The following is a 22473-nucleotide window of genomic DNA, read 5'->3' on the forward strand; positions in this document are numbered from 1 at the left end:
TTCTGCTTATTTTTATACCTAAATTTGTAGTGCAGTTGTTCACAGATTTCCAAGTTAGTCACAATTAGTTATGATTAGAGTCAGAATAAATAAGTACTTTTGTACTAAAAGGTGAAGCACATGAGTATTAATATCGTCACTTTAGTTGGTCGGGTAGGTGGTGATCCAGATATCAAGTATTTCGAGTCTGGTAGTGTTAAGTGTAGATTAACACTAGCAGTTAAACGGAGAACTCGTAATAGTGATGAGCCTGACTGGTTCACTTTAGAACTATGGGACAAGACAGCAGAAGTAGCTGGGAATTATGTCCGCAAAGGTAGTTTAATTGGGATCAAAGGTTCTTTGAAGTTTGACACATGGAGCGATCGCCAAACTGGAGCTAACCGTTCTACACCTATTATTAGAGTAGACCAACTAGAACTACTAGGTTCTAAGCAAGATAGAGATGGAGGAGGAGGCGGCGACTTCCCTTCAGAACATTTTTAATGGGAGTAGAGATGTAGCATTGCTACGTCTCTACTTTTTCACCAGATACCTAATAACTAATTTGCAACGTTACCGATGCTTCAACTTCTTGTTCACCACCAATTACAGGGGTGGAAGCGTCGGAGTTGGCTAACTTAGCCGCCTCTGCACGATATAACATGGGTGGTGGCGGTGGACTTGCACCATTAATTTGAATACTTACTACCTCCTTTGACTGCAATCCAAGAGCATTAAACACAGCTTCAGCTTGTTTTTGAGCTTCTTGGGTAGCTTCCTTTAAAGCTTGTTGTCTAGCAGATGCGATCGCTTCATCAGTAGCCACAAACCTGATACTATTAATTTGGGTCGCCCCAGCTTTTACAGCTTCATCTAACAGTGTCCCAGCTTTCTCCGTCGTAATACGGAAGCTGACGGTATTATTAGCAGCATATCCAGTAATTCGCTGTACATTGTTGGTGTAACTATAAACTGGATTTAGACGAATCCCCGTAGTCTGTAATTTGTCTACATTGCGACTTTTGAGGAAAGCCACTACCGCCGATGACCTCCGAGCAGCTTCTTGTTGTACTTCTTGAGCAGTTTTTCCCTGAATCTCTACCCCCAAGCTCACTTCTGAAATAGTTGTGGGGATTGATTCTTCACCTCTACCTGTGACAGTCAACGTCCGCAATAATCTTTCTTTTTCTTGCGCCATTCCAGGCTGTCCAAAAGTCACAAATACCAGCAAAACTAATGGTAGAGTTTGCCAAAATTTCCCAGCACTCCACTGAGTAGCAAATAAAGCAGTTCTAGACATAAGACTTACACTCCTCTGAAAAATGTGTACACATACTTTGAATAAGTCGTATCTAGCCATTTGTCATTAAGAATTTAATGTCTCGACTTGATACAATTTGTATGTTTCTACTTTGACAGTTGTATCGTCAAACTCTATAACGGTTACATTTTTTGAAACTAAAAATTACACCAAAATTTTTAATAATAGGTACTGAAGTAGAGATACCATGTGAAATCAGCAAAAACGATGAAGTCCCGATATTTTGATCTTTCCCCTTTTCGCCATATAACCCTGGTGAAGAATCACAAAACGAGGGGATTGAGGTAAAATTTCCTCTGTCTTCAGTTCCTGACTACAAAACAGGCATTTTCTCATGGCATATTGGCTGCTCAAAACCGAACCAGACAATTACTCATACTTTGATTTAGAACGAGATGGCAGTACAGTTTGGGATGGTGTTAACAATGCCCTAGCACTCAAACATATACGAACAATGCAGTCTGGAGATTTGGCATTTATTTATCACACTGGTAAAGAACGGCAAATTATGGGTGTAGCCGAGATAACTAGTCAACCTTATCCAGACCCGGCGTTAGATGATCTCAAGCGGGTAGTTGTCGATGTGCGATCATTGCAAAGAGTTAGCCAGTCTGTGACTCTATCCCAGATTAAGCAAATCGGAAAGTTTGCAGAGTTTGATTTATTGAGACTTCCCAGATTATCCGTAGTACCAATACCTGATGTTTATTGGCAATACCTGCTGGAATTAGCAAGCAGTAGCGCGTCCATATAAAGCTCTTGTCAACAAAATTAATAGACATCTCCAGAAATTAATTATGTGTTACCCAAAATGCTTGTTAGGCATAATTCAAGGATTTTGCCTAACAAGCATTTTCAGAGTTGTCTAATTCATCTCTCCAAGAATTAACGTAACAATGAAAGAGAAGGATGTTCACGGAACAACGCGTAACAAATGCAGTTTTTAAGTGCAATCAACCTCTGTTTTCCTCTGTTGGCTAGTACGACTACAGCCGCAGATAGTTCAATGGTAGTGGCTGCTGTACTACTGAGTTTAGTGGTAATTTACCTAGCTAGTAAAGTTGGTGGAGAGTTATCCAACCGAGTAGGTTTGCCACCTGTTTTGGGCGAACTTGTAGGTGGTGTATTTGTAGGTGTCTCTGTTTTACATCTATTGGTGTTTCCAGAAGGTAGTGTAGATAGTTCTAGTTCTTTGATTATGACTTTTCTACAAACTACAGCTGGTTTAACTCCTGAAGCTACACCAGAAGTATTTGCAGCTCAATCAGAGGTCGTTTCTGTTTTGGCTGAATTAGGTGTGATCATCCTACTGTTTGAAATTGGCTTGGAGTCAAACTTAAAAGACTTGATGGCTGTTGGTATCCAAGCCATAGTAGTAGCTTTTGTGGGAGTAGTCGTACCTTTTACAGCAGGTACGGTAGGTTTGATGATGTTGTTTGGTATTGACGCGGTACCTGCCATCTTTGCAGGCGCAGCTTTGACTGCTACCAGTATTGGGATTACTTCCAAAGTGCTATCAGAATTAGGGCGACTCAATTCCAAAGAAGGGCAGATTATTCTGGGGGCTGCGGTCATTGATGACGTACTAGGAATTATTGTTTTAGCCGTGGTAGCTAGCCTAGCCAAAGACGGCGCAGTAGATGTGAGCAGTGTAATTTACTTAATTATCAGTGCTAGTGGTTTTCTGCTGGGTGCAATTGTCCTGGGCAACGTTTTCAACAAGACATTTGTGGCGATCGCTGATAACCTCAAAACACGGGGTAGCTTGGTGATACCAGCATTTATCTTCGCTTTTGTAATGGCATACTTTGCCGCCGTCATTCAATTGGAAGCCATTCTGGGAGCATTTGCGGCTGGTCTTGTCTTAGAAGAAACAGATAAGCGTAAAGAACTGCAAAGGCAAGTCTGCCCCATCGCTGATATGCTCGTGCCTATCTTCTTTGTCACTGTAGGCGCAAAAACGGACTTAGGAGTATTAAATCCAGCCATTCCCAGCAATAGGGAAGGTCTAATTATGGCAATTTTCCTGATTGCCGTCGCAATTCTCGGTAAAGTGATCACAGGCTTTAGCATCTTTGGTGAATCCCAAATTAACCGCCTAGCTATTGGTGTAGGTATGATTCCTAGAGGTGAAGTCGGATTGGTTTTTGCCGGAGTTGGATCTGCCAGTGGCGTTCTTTCTCCATCATTAGGGGCAGCAATTATCATGATGGTTATTCTCACTACCTTCTTAGCCCCTCCCTTGTTAAGGTTTGTTTTTCCTGAATCAGACAAAGTAGCAGAAGATTCAGAGAAGCTGATTTTAGAGGAATAAGGACTGGGGACTGAGAATTTTAGATTTTAGATTTTAGATTATTCAATCCAAAATCTAAAATTGCAAATCCACTCATTGAAAAGCTGGGGACTGGGGACTGGGGAATGGGGACTGGAAAGAATTTTTTTGCATCCCAATCAATACCTAATGCCTAATCGTTGGGAAACTTCTGTCCTAGATTATCCGTCCCCTGTCATTGTGAATTGTATTTCTCGGTTCATTCGTACTAACATTTGGAATGTTATTTGTTACCAGTTTTATCTTTTTGTCAATCTTAATCTATGATGATTGTTCAGTAATTAAAAGGTAGCGACTAGAAATCTTGTCCCATCATTTAACATTAGTTGGAGTTTTTACCTAAAAATTCGATACCAGCAATCAAGAAAATCAATAATAAATATCTGGTCAACTCATTGTTGCATCTGATGCTTTATGAGGAGAAATAGTATGTCCTGATAGTTAGGTGAAAATTGCGGGCATACTGAAATTCTAACCCATTAATTTGTAATTTTATACCCATTTTCAAATCCAAGAAAGTTACTGTAACTAAATATTTCGGTGGTGAAGGTGTGACGACTGACCAATATGTTGAGATATTAAATCAGTAAACAGTGAACAATTATCAAGGTTGCTTTCCTCAGACTGATAACTAATAACTGTTTACTGATAACTGTAGAAAGCTCTCATGAATGCGAATCAGGAGAAAGGATTGTGAAACTAGACTGGCTACTAACTGGAACTGTGGGAACGGTGTTGTTACTTTCATCGCCAACTTGGGCAACAAGTTTGAATTCTTGGCGATTTGATGCTAATCAAAACCGTTTGGAGATTAACACCACAGGAGCAGTACAACCGAAAGCACAACTAATTTTTAGCCCCACACGCGTAGTTATTGACTTACCAGGCATAACTTTTGGCAAACCCCAGTCCACCCAACAGGTAGGGGGTGCGATTCGAGCAGTGCGTGTGGGGCAATTTGACCCCCAAACCACCCGAATAGTTGTGGAACTCGCTCCTGGTTATACCCTCGACCCCGAACAAATCAAATTTGTTGGCATTACTAGTAGTCGTTGGACTGTTCAATTACCCACCCCAACGGCGGAAAGGGCAGAGTCTAACCCAAGTAGTGTTTACAACGTAGTTACGTTGGAGTCTGACGCTAAACCAGAGTTTTCTAATAATGTCGTTACTGCCACCGCAGCTGGAACGACTCAAGTTGAAAATTTACAAGTAACTGGGGATGGTTTTTTTGTTCGTACCAGTGGCGGTAATCCTCAAATTAAGGTCAATCGCAGCCGCGATCGCGCTACCATTTTTATGGATATTGCTGGTGCAAGTTTGTCACCACGTCTCACCCAGCGAAATATTACTGTCAACAAGCATGGTGTGAGCCGCATAGAACTCAACCAACTGCAAACCAGTAAACCGTCTGTCCGCATGACTTTAAGGGTAGATAAAAATAGCCCTGACTGGCGCGTCACCTCCAGTAGTGCTGGTGGTTTGGTAGTTCTCCCCAGTCGGGTTGTCAGACTACCAGGAAATGATAATTCTGATAACTCAGCAAATAATATTACTGTACCTAGCAAATTACCTGCCAGTAATGAAGTAGCAACGATTCAATCTATTGATCTAGCCAATAACCAATTAGTTATTCGCGCCGATCAAAATGTATCTGCTACCAGTGGTTGGGATAGAAATACTGGTTTGTTCCGCATTGCTATTACTAACGCTAAGTTAGCTCCTAACGTTAAAGGTCCAAATTTTCAAGCTAATAGTCCTATCCTCAGAGTCCGGTTGCAAACCCAAAACCCTAATACTGTAGTTGTCTTAGTCCAACCAGCTGCCGGAGTTCAAGTTGGATCACTCAACCAAGTCGGTAATCAGCTTTTGGCTTTGGAATTACAAGGCTCGCGTCGGAACATCACCACACCACCTTTACCTCCCATCCAAGGACAACTACCAGACCCTCGAAATCCTCAACCTGTAACTCAACCAACACGTCCTCTTCCTAGAGGTAAGGTCGTAGTATTGATTGACCCCGGACATGGTGGTAAAGACCCAGGTGCAATTGGTATCGGTGGACTACGTGAAAAAGATGTCATATTACCCATTAGCCAACGCATTGCTCAAGTTTTACAACAAAACGGTGTGCAAGTGGTGATGACGCGTAACTCTGACAACTTTGTGAGTTTACCAGGAAGAGTACAGATGGCAGAAAGAGCTGGTGCTGATGTGTTTGTCAGTATCCACGCTAACGCCATCGGTGGAGGACGCACAGATGTCAATGGTCTGGAAACCTATTATTACGACAGTGGTTTGGGTTTAGCTCGCGCAGTTCATAACAGCATTCGCCAAAGTGTGAATGTTAGAGATAGGGGAGTACGGCGAGCTAGATTTTTTGTCCTCAGAAAAAGCTCCATGCCCTCTATTCTGGTGGAAACAGGTTTTTTGACTGGTCGAGAGGACTCGGCTAAGTTGCGAAGTACAGCTTTCCAAAACCAAATGGCAGATGCGATCGCTCGCGGTATTCTCCAATATCTCAAACGCTAACAGTAATTCTCCTGAAAGCTACTCACCTCACCGAAAAAACCCACAACCAAGCATGAAAATCTCTTTTCTCTGACACCGTGGTTCAAAATAAAGCGATCGCTGGCATCTACAAAAGTGTCTGTGCTGAATTTAGCCATAAATTTATGGACAAATAGCATGGCAAAATCAAAAGTGCGTGCTAAGATACAACGCCATCAGCTTTATTTTTATACCGATACAAAATTTGATTGCCCCAAAAAAGCCAAAGTTTGAACGGTGACGGTGTGAGGATTTGCCCATATGTTGAGATTGCATCAGTGAACAGTTATCAAGCTTGCTTTCCTGGCACTGATAACTGATAACTGAATAACTGATAACTGTCGAAAGCTCTCATCAATGCGAATCAGGAGAAAAGATTGTGAAACTAGACTGGTTACTAACCGGGACTGTGGGAACGGTATTGTTACTGTCATCACCAGCTTGGGCAACGCGGTTAGATTCTTGGCGATTTGATGCCAATCAAAACCGCTTGGAGATTAACACTACAGGAGCAGTACAGCCGCAAGCACAACTAATTTTTGAACCCACACGCTTAGTCATTGATTTGCCAGGAATAACCTTTGGCCAGCCCCAGTCCACCCAACAGGTAGGAGGCGCGATTCGATCAGTGCGTGTGGGGCAGTTTGACCCCCAAACCACTCGGATAGTTGTAGAACTAGCCCCTGGTTATACCCTCGACCCCCAACAAATCAAATTTGTCGGAATTACTGCCAATCGTTGGACTGTCCAATTACCCACACCAGTTGCTGAAAGAGGAATAGATAATCCAGAAATTGCCCAGCAACCACCCTCTAACCTACCTTCTCGAAATATTTACACGGTCACGCCTACTAGTCGCGAACCAGAAGTCAATACTGTTGCATCTGTAACTCAAATCGAAAACCTCCAAGTCACAGGTGATGGCTTTTTTGTCCGCACCCGTGGTGGTAATCCTCAAATTCAAGTTAATCGCACAGAAGATAAGCAGGTACTCAACATCGATATTGCCGGCTCATCTCTATCACCCAATCTGAAACAGCAGGATTTTGCTGTCAATCGTTATGGTGTCAGCCGCATTCAATTTAGCCAACTGCAAAACAGACCCCAAACTGTACGGATGACGATGCTGCTGGATCAAAATAGTCCAGAATGGCGAGTCACTACCAGCAGCGTAGGTGGCTTTGTAGTTCTGCCTAGTAAAAATTTAGTCAGATCACCCAGAGAAAATAACTCAGAACCTATTTCTGCTACTAATTCACCAGCTACCATCCAGTCCATAGAACTAGCTGAAAATGGTACACAACTGTTGATTCGTGCTGACCAATTAGTCTCGGCTCAAGGTGGTTGGGATAGATCGACTGGATTATTCCGCATCACGATTAATAATGCCAAATTAGCTGCCAACGTTAAAGGCCCTGCTTTTACTGCCAATAGTCCAATTCTCAGGGTACGATTGCAACCCCAAGCACCCAATACAGTAGTTATTTTAGTACAACCAGCAGCAGGAGTACAAATAGGGGAACTCAATCAAGTCAGCAACCAGCTTTTGGCATTAGATTTACAACCCTCGCGACGATTTATACCCCCAGTTGCTTTACCATTACCATCAGCTAACCAAGCTCAATCACTAGAGACAAATATCGATAATCCGAGAACTATATCCCGCCCCACTGCAAATTCTTCAGTTCCCAGGGGGAAAGTTTTGGTAGTTATTGACCCTGGACATGGAGGGAAAGATTCAGGCGCACCTGGTTTGGGTGGACTGTTAGAAAAAGACGTAGTGTTGCCCATCGGTCGCAGGATTGCCGCTATTTTGGAACAGAACGGTGTGCAAGCAGTATTAACACGAGATGCTGATTTCTTTGTAGAGCTTCAAGGTAGAGTAGATATTGCTGAACGAGTTAATGCCACAGTATTTGTCAGCATTCATGCAAATTCTGTGGAGAATCGCCCCAATGTCAATGGCTTAGAAGTTTATTATTACGATAGTGGCTACGCCCTAGCGGAAGCAGTCCGCAAGAATATTTTACAAAGTATTGGTACTATCAACGATAGAGGCACACGCAAAGCCAGATTCTATGTCCTCAGAAAGAGTTCTATGCCTTCGATTTTAGTAGAAACAGGTTATATGAGTGGTCGGGAAGATAATCCTCGATTGGGTTCACCAGAATATCAAAATCGGATGGCAGAGGCGATCGCTCGTGGTATCCTGCAATATTTAAAAAGATGATCAAATTTAAAATATAGTACAAATAATTAATTGGTGTACGTACAGAATTTAATGGTCATTTAGGCAATTGTCTGCTAAATTCTGTATTTTAAATCCCCAAATTTTAATAGTATCTGCCTGTGTATTCATCTTCCGGCTTTGAAGGTAATATTTACGAGTTCTTAGACCAAGAGCCTCAACGCGCTCCCATTGGTGTTTTTGATAGTGGTGTAGGTGGGCTAACGGTATTGCGCCAACTCTATCGGCAATTACCGAATGAATCAATTGTTTACTTTGGAGATACCGCTAGGCTACCTTACGGTATTCGTTCCCAAGCCGAAATTGTCCAGTTTGTGCGCGACATCCTGGACTGGATGCAGCAACAACGGGTCAAAATGGTCATCATGGCTTGTAATACCAGTTCTGCTCTCGCACTGGAAATAGTTCGCGCCGAATATGACATCCCCATTCTTGGTGTCATTCTCCCTGGTGCGAAAGCAGCCGTCCAGCAAGGTAAGCGTATCGGTGTCATCGCCACACCAGCCACAGCTAAAAGCGATGCCTATAAGCACGCCATTCTAGAAATCAACCCTGACGTAGAAGTGTGGCAAGTTGGCTGTCCAGAGTTTGTCCCACTCATCGAGCAGAATCGCATTCAAGACCCCTACACGGCTGAAGTAGCTAGGTCTTATCTTGAACCTTTACTACAACAAGATATTGATACCCTAATTTATGGCTGTACCCATTATCCCTTGCTTGCGCCCGTGGTGCGATCGCTCCTTCCAACTCAGGTAAAAATTATTGACCCTGCTGTTCATGTTGTCACTGCCTGTAGTCAAGAATTAGACCTACTAGGCTTAACCAACACTCACCCCCCCCTACCAACTCGCTTCGCTGTTAGCGGTTCACCGCAGCAATTTGCTCAATCTGGAGTCAATTGGCTAGGCCATACCCCCATCGTTGAATCAGTTGATTTTGCTAATATTCCTAGTCATTAGTCACAATAGTCATTAGTCAATGACCATTGTGACTAATGACTATTGACTAGGCTTTTTTCCAGTACGTTTTGCTAAACCCAACAATAGATAGACAGTCAGCAAGTATCCCGCAGCTAAAATAAAAATCATCATAGGCATATTCCCATAAAGCATGATTCCACCCGCACCTTTTCAAAGAAATAATTAAATTGCATAAAATTGGCAAAAACTTCCCCAACCAAGTAATATCTCGGTAGCTGGATTAATTTAAGGCAGATTCCCCCATAGAGTCATTAATTCTCTACGGGTTAAGTATTTGCTATTTAATTAATTGCAGACCATACATCCGACAACAGACATTACATTGCCTTACAGCAACCCAATACTGCACTCCTCAGCAGCCTACCTAGTCTGCTTTATTTTTGTCGACATCTTGACAACAAGAGCTGTGCTTACGCTCAACGCAAGCAAAAAATATATAACAACAACTCTCAAAAGAGTTGTCTAGCTCCTAGTTAAGAATCTTTCGCCATAGACAATAACCAAGAAAATTTTCCTTGATTGATGATTGGACGAAGTTATATTTGTAACTCACAACACTGAAAGAGTAACGTCACTAAAAAGTGAATTACTGTTGTGGGGTGAATAACTGAAAAATCTAAAATCCTTAGATTATAGCGTAACATAACAAAGTTAACTTTGAGGGAAAATTTGAAATTTTTTAGATAGTTATAGCGGAATACAAGGTGCTAAATTTATACATAAACTTATCTAATATGTAATTAATATTACGTAATTTAAGTGAAAATATTTTTGGAGATGTATTATAAATTAATATAAAAATTCATTATAAAAAAATAATGCTTGCTGCAAAGGACTTTTACAGAAAACACTTAGTAGTCTAACTTAACGCTTCATTAGGGGTTGCATGATGATAGGGCAGGGCTGTTTCATTCGCTCAGATCAGGATTTTGTCAAGAGTATCAGCCAGGAATTTTAGTGAGTCGGCAATCGAAAAATTACTACTTCTTATGAGCAAAACTTTGCGCTGGCACAGGCTTATCTTAGAATGAGTATTAGGATATGTAAACTTTCGTAACTAAAGTCAGAGTCCGCCCATCCATGACCCCAGCCACCTCCCTGTTTACCCCTGTGGAAGCAGACCTGCAAATACTAGCAGATAACCTCAAGCAGCTAGTTGGAAATCGCCACCCCATTCTGTTTGCAGCCGCCGAACATCTTTTCGGGGCTGGGGGAAAGCGTATCAGACCAGCGATCGTGCTGTTGATATCGCGGGCGACCATGTTAGACCAAGATATTACACCGCGTCATCGTCGGCTAGCAGAAATCACCGAAATGATTCACACTGCCAGCTTGGTACATGATGACGTAGTAGATGAATCAGACGTGCGGCGGGGCGTTCCTACCGTTCACAGTTTGTTTGGTAATCGCATTGCCATCCTCGCCGGAGATTTTCTCTTTGCTCAATCTTCATGGTATTTAGCTAACTTAGACAACTTGCAGGTAGTCAAACTACTTTCAGAAGTCATTATGGATTTAGCTACCGGGGAGATTCAGCAAGGATTGAATCGTTTTGACACCAGTATCTCAATTGAGACTTACCTCGAAAAAAGCTATTACAAAACTGCTTCGTTGGTTGCTAATAGTGGTAAAGCGGCAGGACTACTAAGTGAAGTTTCCGCAGAAGTTGCAGAACATTTGTATGCCTATGGTCGTCATCTGGGTATAGCCTTTCAGATTGTTGATGACATTTTAGACTTCACCAGTACCGCCGACGCTTTGGGTAAACCAGTAGGTTCGGATCTCAAAAGCGGTAATCTGACAGCACCCGTGTTATTTGCCCTAGCCGAAAAACCTTATTTGGAAGTGTTAATAGAGCGAGAATTTGCTCAAACGGGAGATTTAGAGCAAGCACTGGACTTAGTTCAAGATAGCCAAGGTATACAGCAGTCCAGAGATTTAGCTGCCCACCATACTAAGTTAGCAATTGACCATCTAGCTGTTCTCCCACCTTCAGAATCGCACCAGACGTTGATCAACATCGCGGAATATGGACTAAGTCGGTTGTATTAGCTGGGGACTGGGTATTGGGGACTGGGAAATCACTATTAACCAATACCTACTCCCTACTCCCCACTCATGATGTAGGAAAAAAATTTTGGGTTTTTAGGAAAAATTTTTGAGATTTTTGAGATAAAAATTTTTGGATGTTGGTGTGTGTTTAAAACAGCCAACATCCAAATTTTTTTTAAGCAATATCAGGAGGTATGTTTTTACTTGAAGGCTGTTGTCGTAGCTGTTTCTGTATGAGTTTTTGGAATTTAGCACGCTGTACTTCATACGAGTGAGTGGTTTTACCCGGCGTTTCCAAAAAAACGATACTATCTACGGGTTCTAATGCCACCAATTGGAACAAAATGTGGGTGGCGGGAACAATTTTTGGGGTGATTTGAGGGTCTAGCCCAGCAGGGGAAATTAGGGAAACATCCTGTATGGTAGGGAAAGCGTAAACAACACGCTTTTCGATTCCTGGGTTGACACGATTCCTCAACGTAGTTAAAACCCAGCTACCCTCCGCATCTTGGAGAATATGGTACTGGGAATGACGTAACTTTTGAGCGATCGCCACCAGCACAGGAGCAATTGCTGCAACAAGATGTGGTGTTACACCATCGTTGGGTGCATTGTTAATCAGCAATTGAATTTGTGTTTCTAAATCCATAATGACTTGTTAACGTCTGTTGGGTAAAGGCAATAACATTTATCGCCATGTGATTAATCCCATGAGAGTTGGGAATAATAAAATCAACCACATCCTTAACCAGGATGTGTATGCGTTTAGCTTATACGCAAAACCATAAAGCCAATACCCACCTTCGTCACAAGTTCTATTTAAGTTTATGTATAGGGTCTTTTGACAACCGACACTATGAATTCAGCCGCAACAGCAACTATTCCAACCGCTCCCACCGCTCCCACCGCTCCCACCACCAACACTTTCGGAGAAAATACTAACGGTGAGGAAGTAATCTTCCAACTTGCCTACAAAGAGCTTAAGCAGTTCACCAAAGCTTCAGACAAGAACTGCCACGATGTAGCCAACCGGATCACCATCGAAGTATACCGTATTTGCCACGAAAGTAAACGTATTCAAGCTTCCGGTGCTGTGGAAAATTCAGCGATGACCCTAGCCAAACACAGGCTACAACAGTGTCTGAGATACTATCAATTGGGTTCTAGCCGAGGCAGAGTTGAATTACACAGTACCCTCAGTGCAATTATTTATCGTTACATTAATCCTCCCCAACGCCAATTGAGTTATCAAGGGCGGCTGACAATCATAGAAGATTTTCTACAAAGTTTTTATTTAGAAGCATTAAACGCCTTTCGTCGGGAAAACCAACTTGGCCCTACCTATCGCCCCCAAACTCTCCTAGAACTATCAGAGTACATGGCCTTTACCGAACGTTACGGTAAGCGGCGGATTCCCCTCCCTGGTCGTCAACAGCAGTTAATTATTCTCCGCGCTCAGACTTTTTCTCAACAGCAGCCCCCAGAAGCGATCGTTGATATCGAACAAGCAGCAGAAGGTAGCAGCAACGAAGGTGATGGTACTTGGGAAGAACCAGCTGTACAGCAGTTACGTTCAGCTATGGCTACCCAAGCAGCACCCGAACCAGAAGAAGATACACTCCGCTCCGTTGTCGTTACGGAATTAATGAGTTATTTGGAGCAACGTGATCAATCTGACTGTGCTGATTATTTTTCTCTGCGTCTCCAAGATATGTCAGCCCAGGAAATTGAAAATGTTTTAGGTTTAACTCCCCGTCAGCGAGATTACTTACAACAACGCTTTAAGTATCATTTGATCAGGTTCGCTTTGTTACACAAATGGGAACTAGTACACGAGTGGTTAGAGGCTTCTTTACATACTAATTTAGGTTTAACTCCTCAACAGTGGGAAGCCTACACATCCCAATTAGACGAGAAACAAAGGGCTTTACTAGACTTAAAACAACAAGGACAACCCGATGACAAAATTGCTAAAGCTTTAGGGTTATCAATGGCACAACTACAAAAACGGTGGTTTAAAATTTTAGAACAAGCTTGGGAAATTCGTAATTCCTTAGTATCCGGATCTAGTGCATCTACTCATGAATAGAGACTCAGAATCCTTTCAAAAGTACCTACTTGGTTTTCTGGCTAGTATCAATCAACCAGAAAACCATACGGGAAACTGTGAGGATACCGATAAGGGAGATCACCTTCTCAGCCAAACTGCCACTATAAATAGTGGTGAGCTAAAGTTGGGAAGTATACCCCAAACCTTTTTATTGGGAGAAATTCCTACTGTGCAAGAACGTTTTCAAGCCGTCATCAAACGTCGGTTACAAATTCACACCGAAAACCACCCACCCTTGTTTCCCTGGGAAACACAAATAGTAGACTATCCAGATACTCTGGATGAGCCATCACTAGTATTTAGCCCTAACTGGGGGTGGATGGCGCAGCAATCAAAGCTGAATCTACCTATTCCCCTACCAGAGAAAGTATTCCAAGAATTATTAGCAAGATGTCAACAGATGGTGACATCTTCGCTACCAATAGGGGCAAAATTAGTGCAAGTGGTGGAAGGCTTATTCCCCACCGAATCCCACACAATCAACAATCTTGCTGGTTTGGTGTTACGCAGCAGCTATCGATCGCCAGAAACTTTAGAGACAACTCCTAATATCGAGAGTGATTACTCAGATTTGGGGTCTCAACAACAAATGGCGATTTCTCTAATGGCAGCTCAACAACTGTTAGATAATCTCACTCTACCAGTATCACCAAGCAAGCCAGTAGTAGAAAGACTCTGGTTAACTAGTGCAGGCGCACTCAACCTGCGGGTAGAATACCACTCCCAAGGTGACACGAAATTATTACGTGTTTATGGTGATTTACCCACTCAAGGAATTTTGACACTGCGGGGCGATAACTCTATTGCAATGGCACAGTCATCAATTCCCGGATGCTTGAGTGTGGAAATCTCTTGCCAGCAACTTCACCCAACTTACACCTTAGAAGTTGAGTGTCCAGAGCTTGATCAATTGCCCTTGTTGTTTGTGATTAATCCCACAATCTAGCTGAGATTACCACCGCTAGCACACCATTATTGATCAACACCAAGAGATAAGAGCATTATCGTGGTTTTGCATCAAAATATGTTTCTCGAAGGGCGGTCATTAGGGCTTCTACAATCACCCGCAACGAGAATGAAAATTTACAAGACATCTATACTCCCAAAGGCTGCTTTCGGGGAGTTCCTGTTTTCTTAAAGGAACTTCCCGAAAATTTGTCTCTATCAGCATCTACTCTATAGCTTTTCCGAAATTGGAAATGTTTAATTTAACCAGGTTGAATCGATTTTGGCATCTGCCTGTAAGTTATGGGCGACACAATCACCAGGGGTCGCCTTTGTTGGAAGTGGAAGACTCCATTTCCTTGCGGGTACTAGTGCTAGCGTTGGTAATCACAGGTATTGTAGCGATGGATATTGCTGCCAATACTACTTTTAGTCTGTGGGCAATTCCACTGAGTGTCTTAGGTACAGCTTGGAGTTATTACCGCCGTCGTGAAGCTAATGTCACCGTCAAGTTTTGCATTGCCATCGGGATGTTAATGGCATTGGGTGCTTTCTTTGGGCGGTTATTTGGCGAATTAAATGATACGCGGTTGGCTTTGGCAGAGTTATTAATTCAACTCCAGATTTTGCATAGCTTTGATGTGCCTAGGCGTAAAAACCTGGGCTATTCCATAGTTATTGGCTTAATTTTATTGGGTGTGGCGGCAACGTTGAGTCAAACTTTAGCCTTCGCACCCGTATTATTATTATTTTTAGCGATCGCACTGCCGACTTTAGTTGTTAACTACCGTTCGCAACTGGGACTGAAAAATTCACAAGTTAAAAGTCAAAAGTCAAAAGAATTTAAATTATCTAAACAAGTACCTCGTTATTTTTTACTATTTACCGTAGTTGTCGCCTTGGGATTGGTAGTATTTGCATTTTTACCCCGATTCCCTGGCTATCAACTGCGGACTTTTCCTGTGAGTTCTCCCATTGAGGTGAAGGGCGGGTTTACCGGACAGACTATTATCAATCCTGGTTATGTGCGCCAAGGTAACGCTGACAATCAAGGTAATGGTAATAGTGCAGCACCGAGTAAAAATGGTCAACCAGGACAGGTAGATAGCGGTTTTTATTACGGTTTTAATAGCAAGATTAACCAAAACCTGCGGGGAGAGATGAAACCCAAGGTGGTGATGCGAGTGCGATCGCAAGCTGAGGGATTTTGGCGGGTGCTGGCCTTTGACCACTATACAGGTAAAGGTTGGGAGGTTTCCCGTAATGAAGAGGTTACTACTATTAAGCGATCGCCTTGGTCTTATCAGATTTTTTTATCATCCCCTGCTATCTCCGGCCAGACTAGGGAAGTAGTACAGACCTATACGGTAGTATCAGACTTGCCTAACTTAATTCCGGCGATGTCTTATCCCAGGGAAATTTACTTCCCGACACCGATGATTGCAGTAGATAAAGAAAATAGCTTGCGATCGCCGGTGGGATTATCAGAAGACCTCACCTATACAGTAATTTCCGAAGTACCGTACCGCGATCGTACTTTACTGGGAAAAGCTACTACAAATTATCCCCGGAATATTGAAAAGTATTATCTACAAATCCCCCCAGAAATTTCCACCAAAGTTAGACAACGTACCGAAGAAATTCTCGCTAAATATAACCAAGAACAAGTAGGGAAATCGCAAAAAACCTTAGATTCTACCTATGAAAAAGTTCTTTATTTAGCCCAATACCTCAAGCAAAACTATTCCATCCCTAAAAACCCCTTTGAGTTCCCTTTTTTAGATGAAAAAGAAGACTTAGTAGAAGCATTTTTATTTAAACATCAAGGCGGGTATCCAGATCATTTCTCAACAGTTCTCACAGTGATGCTGCGTTCCATTGGTATCCCATCGCGGCTAGTAGCAGGGTTTGCTCCAGGTGAATTTAATCCCTTTACGGGGATGTATGTGGTGCGAAACACTGATGCTTATGCGATGACGGAAGTTTATTTTCCTAAATATGGCTGGTTTACCTTTGATCCCATCCCCAATCATCCCCTGATTCCACCTTCTATTGAAGAAACACAGACTTTTAGTGTGCTGAAGCAATTTTGGCATTGGGTGGCTGGGTGGCTACCTTCCCCAGTGACAGGCTTTTTCAACAATGTTTTCGGGACGATATTTAGCTGGTTTGGTAAAGCGATCGCTTGGTTTTTCGCCTTATTTACTCAAGGTTGGGTAGGTATATTAACTGGCTTAATATTAGCAACCACAAGCGCATTTTTGGGCTGGTTAGGCTGGGCGCAGTGGCGAGAGTGGTTACATCGCCGTCGCTTAGGTACACTACCGCCAATGGAACGACTGTATCAACAAATGCTGCAATGGGCAGATCAAAAAGGTCTAGGTAAACATCCAGCACAGACACCTTTAGAGTATGCCAAAGTATCATCTGGGCATTATGCTCCAGCCCATGCTCAGGTCATAAATGATATTTGCCAAGCTTATGTGAGTTGGCGTTATGGAGGTAATACTCCGAACTTATATCAACTGCAACAAAAATGGCAAGAATTGAAAAAATCTACCAGTCATCAGAGGAAGTAATTCGATTAATAATTAGTGATAATTTTCTGCAAAATATGTATATTTTGCAGAAAGTAACAATGTGGACAAATCACTTTTAGATACTATTAGTAATTAAACTTAGGACTAGCTCTTATATGTATAAGTCTTCCTGTCTCTAGAGGCATATTTTTATGCAATTTAACGGAGTAAATCTCGAAAAAAGCAGTCCTTATCAAGAAATTCAAGCTGTATTGAATGAATGCGTTGTAACTCGCATTTTTTAGGGATAACATGGGAATAAATTCATTACTAGCTTTGAACACCACATTTGGTGTCAGTTTTTTTATGGAGATACAGTTAATTAACATTGGTTTTGGTAACATTGTCTCGGCCAACCGAGTTGTTGCCATCGTGAGTCCAGAGTCTGCCCCAATTAAGCGGATTATTACTGATGCTAGGGACAGAGGTCAGCTAATTGATGCTACTTATGGTCGCCGAACTAGGGCTGTAATCATCACCGATTCCAGTCACGTAATTTTGTCGGCGATTCAACCAGAAACGGTAGCTAATCGCTTCGTGATTTCTAGGGAGCATCATACTGTAGAAAATTAATGCAGGGTAGGAGTAACACTCCACCTCTATTGAGACCACATCAGCAGTACCATGTGAGTTAGACAAGTTTTCTGTCACTAGTGCTACAAATTCGTTAGTTAAGGATTGCTCTGGGGACACATACCAGATTAAATTACTAATCTACTAACGAATGATGTCTCTTGATTAATTCACAGGTTGAACGGATGATGCCAGTCTTACCCATCCAGAGTTGTGCTAATACCAAAGAAAGTGCTTTGTTAGGCAAGCTAATTGTGTTAACCGGACCAAGTGGGGTCGGGAAAGGTACTTTAATGCGATCGCTCTTACAGCGTCATCCAGAACTTTATTACTCTGTCTCTGCTACAACTCGTACCCCCCGCCCAGGGGAGATTGATGGCAAAAATTATTATTTTATTAGCCGTAACAAGTTTGAACAGTTGGTTGCTCAAGGCGAATTCCTAGAGTCAGCAGAGTTTGCTGGTAATTACTATGGCACTCCCCGCGAAGCTGTACTTAATCAAGTGCAGTCTGGTGGGTTAGTAGTGCTGGAGATTGAACTAGAAGGCGCAAGACAGATTCGTGCTTCCTTCCCGGAAGCTCTAAGTATTTTTATTTTGCCACCTTCCTTTACAGAACTAGAAAAACGTATTCGTGAACGCGGACAGGATTCTGAAGAGGCGATCGCCCGTCGTCTACAACGCGCCCACGAGGAAATTCAAGCGGCTGATGAATTTGATATCCAAATAATCAATGATGACTTAGAAACTGCTCTCAATGCCATTGAAGCGGCTGTGTTTGGCAAATAAAGCTTTTTCGTCCCAAATTACTAATCGGTAATCAGGCATAGGTACTAGTCAAAAATCACTGACTTTTCACCAATGCCTAATTACCCAAAACAGAAAATTAGCCTATCAGACCTTGGATGATAGCCAAATTACTGGTCAAGAAATAAGCTACTACTGCACCACCAATACCACCAATTAAGAAAGCACTGGCAAAATTATTCCAGCCTTCTTTGGAATTAAAAGCATCTGGGGGATTAGGTACGGTAACACTAGCTAGAGCTTTGTCTGGGTTAGTGTTGGAATACAGAGATAGACAGGCAGTAAGAATCACAACCAAGCCTATAGAGGCCAACAATCCTGCTAAGTTAGCATTGTCCGCGTTACGCAGTGGGCCTAATTTAGCAAAGGGGCCAAACAGCAAGTAGCCATGAGCCATACCAACTTCTAAACCACGTCTAAAAGGGGTCAGACCTGGGCGATAAGCAGGTAAATTATTAATGAACCATTTGATCGCAGGAGAAGAATTGACTGGGGTTGCCAGATTACCAATTTGTGGATCACCTGCGGGAAAAACAACTTCCCGATTTCTCGGATCGCTGGAAAGATTTTTTGATGCGTCTACTGCTTGCATATTTTAGGTTACCTCTAAATTTAGAAGGGTTGCATTTTCACTAAGAGAAACAAAGGGAGTGGGGAATGGGTAATTGCAGGAGTAAAGGAAATTATTATTCCCGATGCCCGATGCCCAATGCCCAATACCCAATGCCCAATGCCCTGACTTCTGAATTTACGGTAGGGGGTGGAAAAGTAAGTCAGGGAAAAAGCGATTGAATTCAATCAAGATACCTGCTGTAATTGTCAGCCAAATAGTGGCTGCAACAGGTGCTGTGGAAATAAACTTAATCAAATAGCTGCTTTGGTCAGTTTTGTCTGCCATGATTTAGTCTCCAAAACAAGTGAATGAATTAAGTTGAACTAGCGAGGAGAAACAGTAATTTCTGAGTCTTTCGCAGTTAATTCGCCAGAAAGCAGTTCTTTGAGGGCTGCTGCTGGCCAAGCAAAACCTGTAGCAATGATAGACAGTGCTAGACCCAAATCGATTTGGATTTCTTTTTGCTCAGTGTCAGATTCTTTTTTGATGGCTTGTAAGTAAGCACGACCTACCCAACCAATCCAACCGGCAATATACAAGAACAGAATGCTAGGAATTAAAAAGTCACCAGCGCGATCAAGGCGACCATCAACAATTAAGTGAGGATAGCCTTCTGGTCCACAGAGTGCCTGAGAATAACGTTCAAAACGCTTTTTCCCAGATTCTGGATCAGCTGTAGTATTACGGGCGTTTTTTGCAAGTGCTTGAAATGCAGGATTGTCTTGACAGGGGGTCAGATTCGCACCTAGAGCTTTAGCTGGGGGTGCGAAACTGAATGCAAGACAAATCACTAACATCAAAGCAAACAATCTTTTCATCGGTATGTTTCCTTTTATTACAAAAGAAAAAGTTTTCTGTACAAAACGAAGCGGCTTGTACACTCTTTATTTGCTTAACTAGCAAGTCATCATACTCTTGGGCGGGAATCGAGTAAAGTTGAAGTAAATAAAAGTTAAAGCTTCTCAAACAAGTTCTTACAGAGTCCTGAGTGGTGAGTGGTAAGTGGTGAGTAACGAGTGGTGAATGCTGAGTGCTGAATATTTGCTTGGAAATCATGTCTAATGTGAATTAAAAACACTCTTATCCCACAATAGTTACTTGATTTGCCCAAAATCATTTTTTTGGGAATAACTACGAAATCACAAGAGTCTCAAGACTTAATTCACATTCAACATCAATCGAAATTCACCATCGGCTAAACGCCGCGCTACCGCTAACGGAACTCAGCACTTAATTACTCCTTTGTAGCAATGGTAACTGTTTTAGCAATAGAAACTAGCTGTGATGAAACTGCCGTGGCAATTGTTAAAAATCGTCAAGTTTGCAGTAGTATTATTACTTCCCAAATTCCCGTACATCAGCAGTACGGTGGGGTAGTGCCAGAAGTTGCATCTCGCCAGCATTTGGAAACGATAAATCAGGCGATCGCTCAAGCGTTAGAGCAAGCTCAATTAGATTGGGGACAAATTGATGCGATCGCTGCCACTTGCGCCCCTGGATTGGTCGGAGCGTTGTTAGTGGGTTTAACGGCGGCCAAAACTTTAGCGATTTTGTACAATAAACCATTTTTGGGAGTTCATCACCTCGAAGGTCACATCTATGCCACTTATTTGAGTGAGCCAACTTTAGATCCCCCTTTTCTTAGCTTACTGGTTTCCGGCGGACACACAAGCTTGATTTATGTTAAGGAATGTGGTATCTACGAAACCCTAGGTGAAACTCGTGATGATGCTGCCGGGGAAGCTTTTGATAAAGTAGCTAGATTATTAAAATTGGGCTATCCAGGTGGCCCAGTCATTGATAAATTAGCGCAAACCGGAAATGCCCAAGCCTTTGCTCTACCAGAAGGGAAAGTGTCCTTACCGGGTGGAGGGTTTCATCGCTATGATGGCAGTTTTAGCGGCTTAAAGACAGCAGTATTGCGTTTAGTACAGCAGTTAGAAAAAGATGCTAAACCATTGCCAGTGGCGGACGTAGCAGCCAGCTTTCAAGAAACTGTCGCCAAAGCATTAACCAAAAGAGCGATCGCCTGTGCTATTGATTATGGTCTAGATACAATTGCTGTCGGTGGTGGAGTAGCAGCTAACAGTGGCTTAAGGAAAAACTTACAAGCAGCAGCCTCTCAACATAACATCCGTGTCCTCTTCCCACCATTACAATTCTGTACCGACAACGCCGCCATGATCGCCTGCGCCGCCGCCGATCATTTATCCCTTGGTCATACATCCCCCCTAACGTTGGGCGTAGAATCTCGACTGCCACTTACCCAAGTCATGAAGCTATATCAACCTGAGTCCTGAGAGGATGTAAATTTTACCCCAATGCCCTACTGACTATTAACCATTGACTCCTGCTTTGTGACTATCGCCCGAATATGATTAGCCACTGCATCTGGCTGTTCCAACATTGCCAGATGTCCACAATCAGGAATTTCAATCACATTATCGCCACAGTATTGAAAAAGCCTATGAAAACTAGCTAAATGACGCACGTATTTAGGTTCCATGACCTTATCGTCAGCACCAGCTAGAAAATAGACTGGCTGTTGTAACTGTGATACTAAAGTTGGTAGACGATTGACTTCTTCTTCAGTTGTGGATTCTAATAATGATCCCAGAGCTGCTTCTGGATCAGCCACGACAAAATCAATCACGCGCTGACGCGCCCAATAGCGATCCAAAGGACGAGAGACACTGTTTCTGGTAAAAAGTAAATCAATTAAAGGTACTTGAGACAGCCAACGGGGACGAACTTGTAAAAATTTCTGCCCGGCGGAACGAAACTGCTCAAAAGCTTCTTTCAGGTAAATACCACCGCCTGCATTGATACAGATTACACCCTTGATACACTCAGGCATTTGAGCGGCTGCCCAAAGTGCGATCGTACCTCCTAAAGAGTGACCAATTAGCCAAGCACTAGTAATATTTAGTTGTTGCAGAAGGGCTACTAAATCCTGAGCGTAGGCATCTGGCGTATGGAGAGACTCAACAGAGGAACTAAGGGTACGAATAGAGCTAGACGACAAACTAACAGAAATTTCTGATTGACTAAAATCAGTGTCTAGCTGAGACTGAGATTCGCCAAAGCCTCGTAAATCGTAAGAAAGACACTGCAAATCAATTGACAACCGAGAAATCACAGGTTGCCAATATCCACGGCTATTTAGCCAACCGTGGATAAATACTAAAGCATGGGGGCAGGACGTTGGAGCTGTTAACTCGTATGCGTGTGGAAAACCCAAGATTTCAATAGTTGCCATATTTATATCGTACCCTTAAGAGTGGGTACGACTAGATAGAGAGTCAGGCAAACTATTGAAAATTCAAAATACCCTACAAAAAGCAAGCTAAAAAATTCAAAAATGATTTGGCAAGTACGAAAA

General features: G+C 42.5%; 20 protein-coding genes. 13 read left to right on the forward strand and 7 right to left on the reverse strand.

Annotated features, from left to right (window positions below; all coding sequences use genetic code 11):
• The first annotated feature begins 120 nt into the window (after positions 1–120).
• Entirely contained in the window at positions 121–486 is a 366-nt protein-coding gene (locus ACM0OR_RS10785; RefSeq protein WP_190696303.1) for a single-stranded DNA-binding protein, read from the forward strand.
• A 49-nt stretch (positions 487–535) separates the two neighbouring features.
• On the opposite strand, the gene ACM0OR_RS10790 is transcribed toward ACM0OR_RS10785, so the two are convergent.
• Positions 536–1282, reverse strand: coding sequence for an SIMPL domain-containing protein (locus ACM0OR_RS10790; RefSeq protein ID WP_414576217.1), 747 nt, complete (start codon positions 1280–1282; stop codon positions 536–538).
• A 355-nt stretch (positions 1283–1637) separates the two neighbouring features.
• Between ACM0OR_RS10790 and ACM0OR_RS10795 the strand changes: the two genes are divergently transcribed.
• The 3 genes from ACM0OR_RS10795 to ACM0OR_RS10805 all read left to right on the forward strand — a co-directional run bounded on the left by ACM0OR_RS10795 (position 1638) and on the right by ACM0OR_RS10805 (position 6167).
• The gene (locus ACM0OR_RS10795) at positions 1638–2057 is read left to right on the forward strand and encodes an EVE domain-containing protein (protein WP_414576218.1); all 420 of its coding nucleotides are present in this window, start codon (positions 1638–1640) and stop codon (positions 2055–2057) included.
• Between the two features lie 180 nt (positions 2058–2237).
• On the forward strand, positions 2238–3617 hold the full coding sequence (locus ACM0OR_RS10800; RefSeq protein WP_323265536.1) for a cation:proton antiporter: 1380 nt from the start codon (positions 2238–2240) through the stop codon (positions 3615–3617).
• A gap of 711 nt (positions 3618–4328) precedes the next feature.
• Entirely contained in the window at positions 4329–6167 is a 1839-nt protein-coding gene (locus ACM0OR_RS10805; protein ID WP_414576219.1) for an N-acetylmuramoyl-L-alanine amidase, read from the forward strand.
• On the opposite strand, the gene ACM0OR_RS10810 is transcribed toward ACM0OR_RS10805, so the two are convergent.
• The gene (locus ACM0OR_RS10810) at positions 6164–6304 is read right to left on the reverse strand and encodes a hypothetical protein (protein ID WP_414576220.1); all 141 of its coding nucleotides are present in this window, start codon (positions 6302–6304) and stop codon (positions 6164–6166) included. The two genes, ACM0OR_RS10805 and ACM0OR_RS10810, sit on opposite strands and share 4 nt — an antisense overlap.
• Positions 6305–6564: 260 nt before the next feature.
• Here ACM0OR_RS10810 and ACM0OR_RS10815 point away from each other — a divergent pair, with 260 nt between their 5' ends.
• The 3 genes from ACM0OR_RS10815 to sds all read left to right on the forward strand — a co-directional run bounded on the left by ACM0OR_RS10815 (position 6565) and on the right by sds (position 11465).
• Positions 6565–8415 carry an N-acetylmuramoyl-L-alanine amidase gene (locus ACM0OR_RS10815; protein ID WP_414576221.1) on the forward strand — a complete coding sequence of 617 codons (1851 nt, stop codon included), beginning with the start codon at positions 6565–6567 and terminating at the stop codon, positions 8413–8415.
• Positions 8416–8534: 119 nt separating this feature from the next.
• Positions 8535–9392 (forward strand): glutamate racemase, encoded by an 858-nt coding sequence (gene murI / locus ACM0OR_RS10820; RefSeq protein WP_414576222.1) that lies wholly within the window; start codon positions 8535–8537, stop codon positions 9390–9392.
• A gap of 1101 nt (positions 9393–10493) precedes the next feature.
• A complete protein-coding gene (sds, locus tag ACM0OR_RS10825; RefSeq protein ID WP_190696283.1) occupies positions 10494–11465 on the forward strand; it encodes a solanesyl diphosphate synthase in 972 nt (323 codons plus the stop codon).
• Positions 11466–11640: 175 nt separating this feature from the next.
• Here sds and ACM0OR_RS10830 read toward each other — a convergent pair whose 3' ends face one another.
• A complete protein-coding gene (locus tag ACM0OR_RS10830) occupies positions 11641–12114 on the reverse strand; it encodes a hypothetical protein (protein WP_323265530.1) in 474 nt (157 codons plus the stop codon).
• Between the two features lie 207 nt (positions 12115–12321).
• On the opposite strand from ACM0OR_RS10830, the gene hetZ reads away from it, so the two are divergent.
• From hetZ to gmk, 5 genes are all read left to right on the forward strand, one after another.
• Positions 12322–13554 (forward strand): heterocyst differentiation protein HetZ, encoded by a 1233-nt coding sequence (gene hetZ / locus ACM0OR_RS10835; RefSeq protein WP_323265529.1) that lies wholly within the window; start codon positions 12322–12324, stop codon positions 13552–13554.
• On the forward strand, positions 13547–14521 hold the full coding sequence (locus ACM0OR_RS10840; protein ID WP_414576223.1) for a PatU: 975 nt from the start codon (positions 13547–13549) through the stop codon (positions 14519–14521). The genes hetZ and ACM0OR_RS10840 overlap by 8 nt, the downstream gene beginning before the upstream one ends.
• A 253-nt stretch (positions 14522–14774) precedes the next feature.
• Positions 14775–17099 (forward strand): DUF3488 and DUF4129 domain-containing transglutaminase family protein, encoded by a 2325-nt coding sequence (locus tag ACM0OR_RS10845; RefSeq protein WP_414576224.1) that lies wholly within the window; start codon positions 14775–14777, stop codon positions 17097–17099.
• Positions 17100–17405: 306 nt separating this feature from the next.
• Entirely contained in the window at positions 17406–17672 is a 267-nt protein-coding gene (remA, locus tag ACM0OR_RS10850) for an extracellular matrix/biofilm regulator RemA (protein WP_015137727.1), read from the forward strand.
• A 185-nt stretch (positions 17673–17857) separates the two neighbouring features.
• The gene (gmk, locus tag ACM0OR_RS10855; RefSeq protein WP_323265604.1) at positions 17858–18460 is read left to right on the forward strand and encodes a guanylate kinase; all 603 of its coding nucleotides are present in this window, start codon (positions 17858–17860) and stop codon (positions 18458–18460) included.
• Positions 18461–18557: 97 nt separating this feature from the next.
• Here gmk and ACM0OR_RS10860 read toward each other — a convergent pair whose 3' ends face one another.
• The 3 genes from ACM0OR_RS10860 to ACM0OR_RS10870 form a co-directional block, all read right to left on the reverse strand.
• On the reverse strand, positions 18558–19070 hold the full coding sequence (locus ACM0OR_RS10860; RefSeq protein ID WP_190696268.1) for a photosystem I reaction center protein subunit XI: 513 nt from the start codon (positions 19068–19070) through the stop codon (positions 18558–18560).
• A 156-nt stretch (positions 19071–19226) separates the two neighbouring features.
• Positions 19227–19376, reverse strand: a complete 150-nt coding sequence (psaJ, locus tag ACM0OR_RS10865; RefSeq protein WP_015137730.1) for a photosystem I reaction center subunit IX — start codon at positions 19374–19376, stop codon at positions 19227–19229.
• Between the two features lie 38 nt (positions 19377–19414).
• Positions 19415–19909, reverse strand: a complete 495-nt coding sequence (locus tag ACM0OR_RS10870; protein WP_190696265.1) for a Photosystem I reaction center subunit III — start codon at positions 19907–19909, stop codon at positions 19415–19417.
• A 432-nt stretch (positions 19910–20341) separates the two neighbouring features.
• Here ACM0OR_RS10870 and tsaD point away from each other — a divergent pair, with 432 nt between their 5' ends.
• Positions 20342–21391, forward strand: coding sequence for a tRNA (adenosine(37)-N6)-threonylcarbamoyltransferase complex transferase subunit TsaD (gene tsaD, locus ACM0OR_RS10875; RefSeq protein WP_414576225.1), 1050 nt, complete (start codon positions 20342–20344; stop codon positions 21389–21391).
• 26 nt (positions 21392–21417) lie between these two features.
• Here tsaD and ACM0OR_RS10880 read toward each other — a convergent pair whose 3' ends face one another.
• On the reverse strand, positions 21418–22350 hold the full coding sequence (locus ACM0OR_RS10880; RefSeq protein ID WP_414576226.1) for an alpha/beta fold hydrolase: 933 nt from the start codon (positions 22348–22350) through the stop codon (positions 21418–21420).
• Between the last annotated feature and the right edge of the window lie 123 nt (positions 22351–22473).

The organism is Anabaena sp. CCY 9402-a, from assembly GCF_963920945.1.
Classification (GTDB): Bacteria; Cyanobacteriota; Cyanobacteriia; order Cyanobacteriales; family Nostocaceae; genus Trichormus; species Trichormus minutissimus.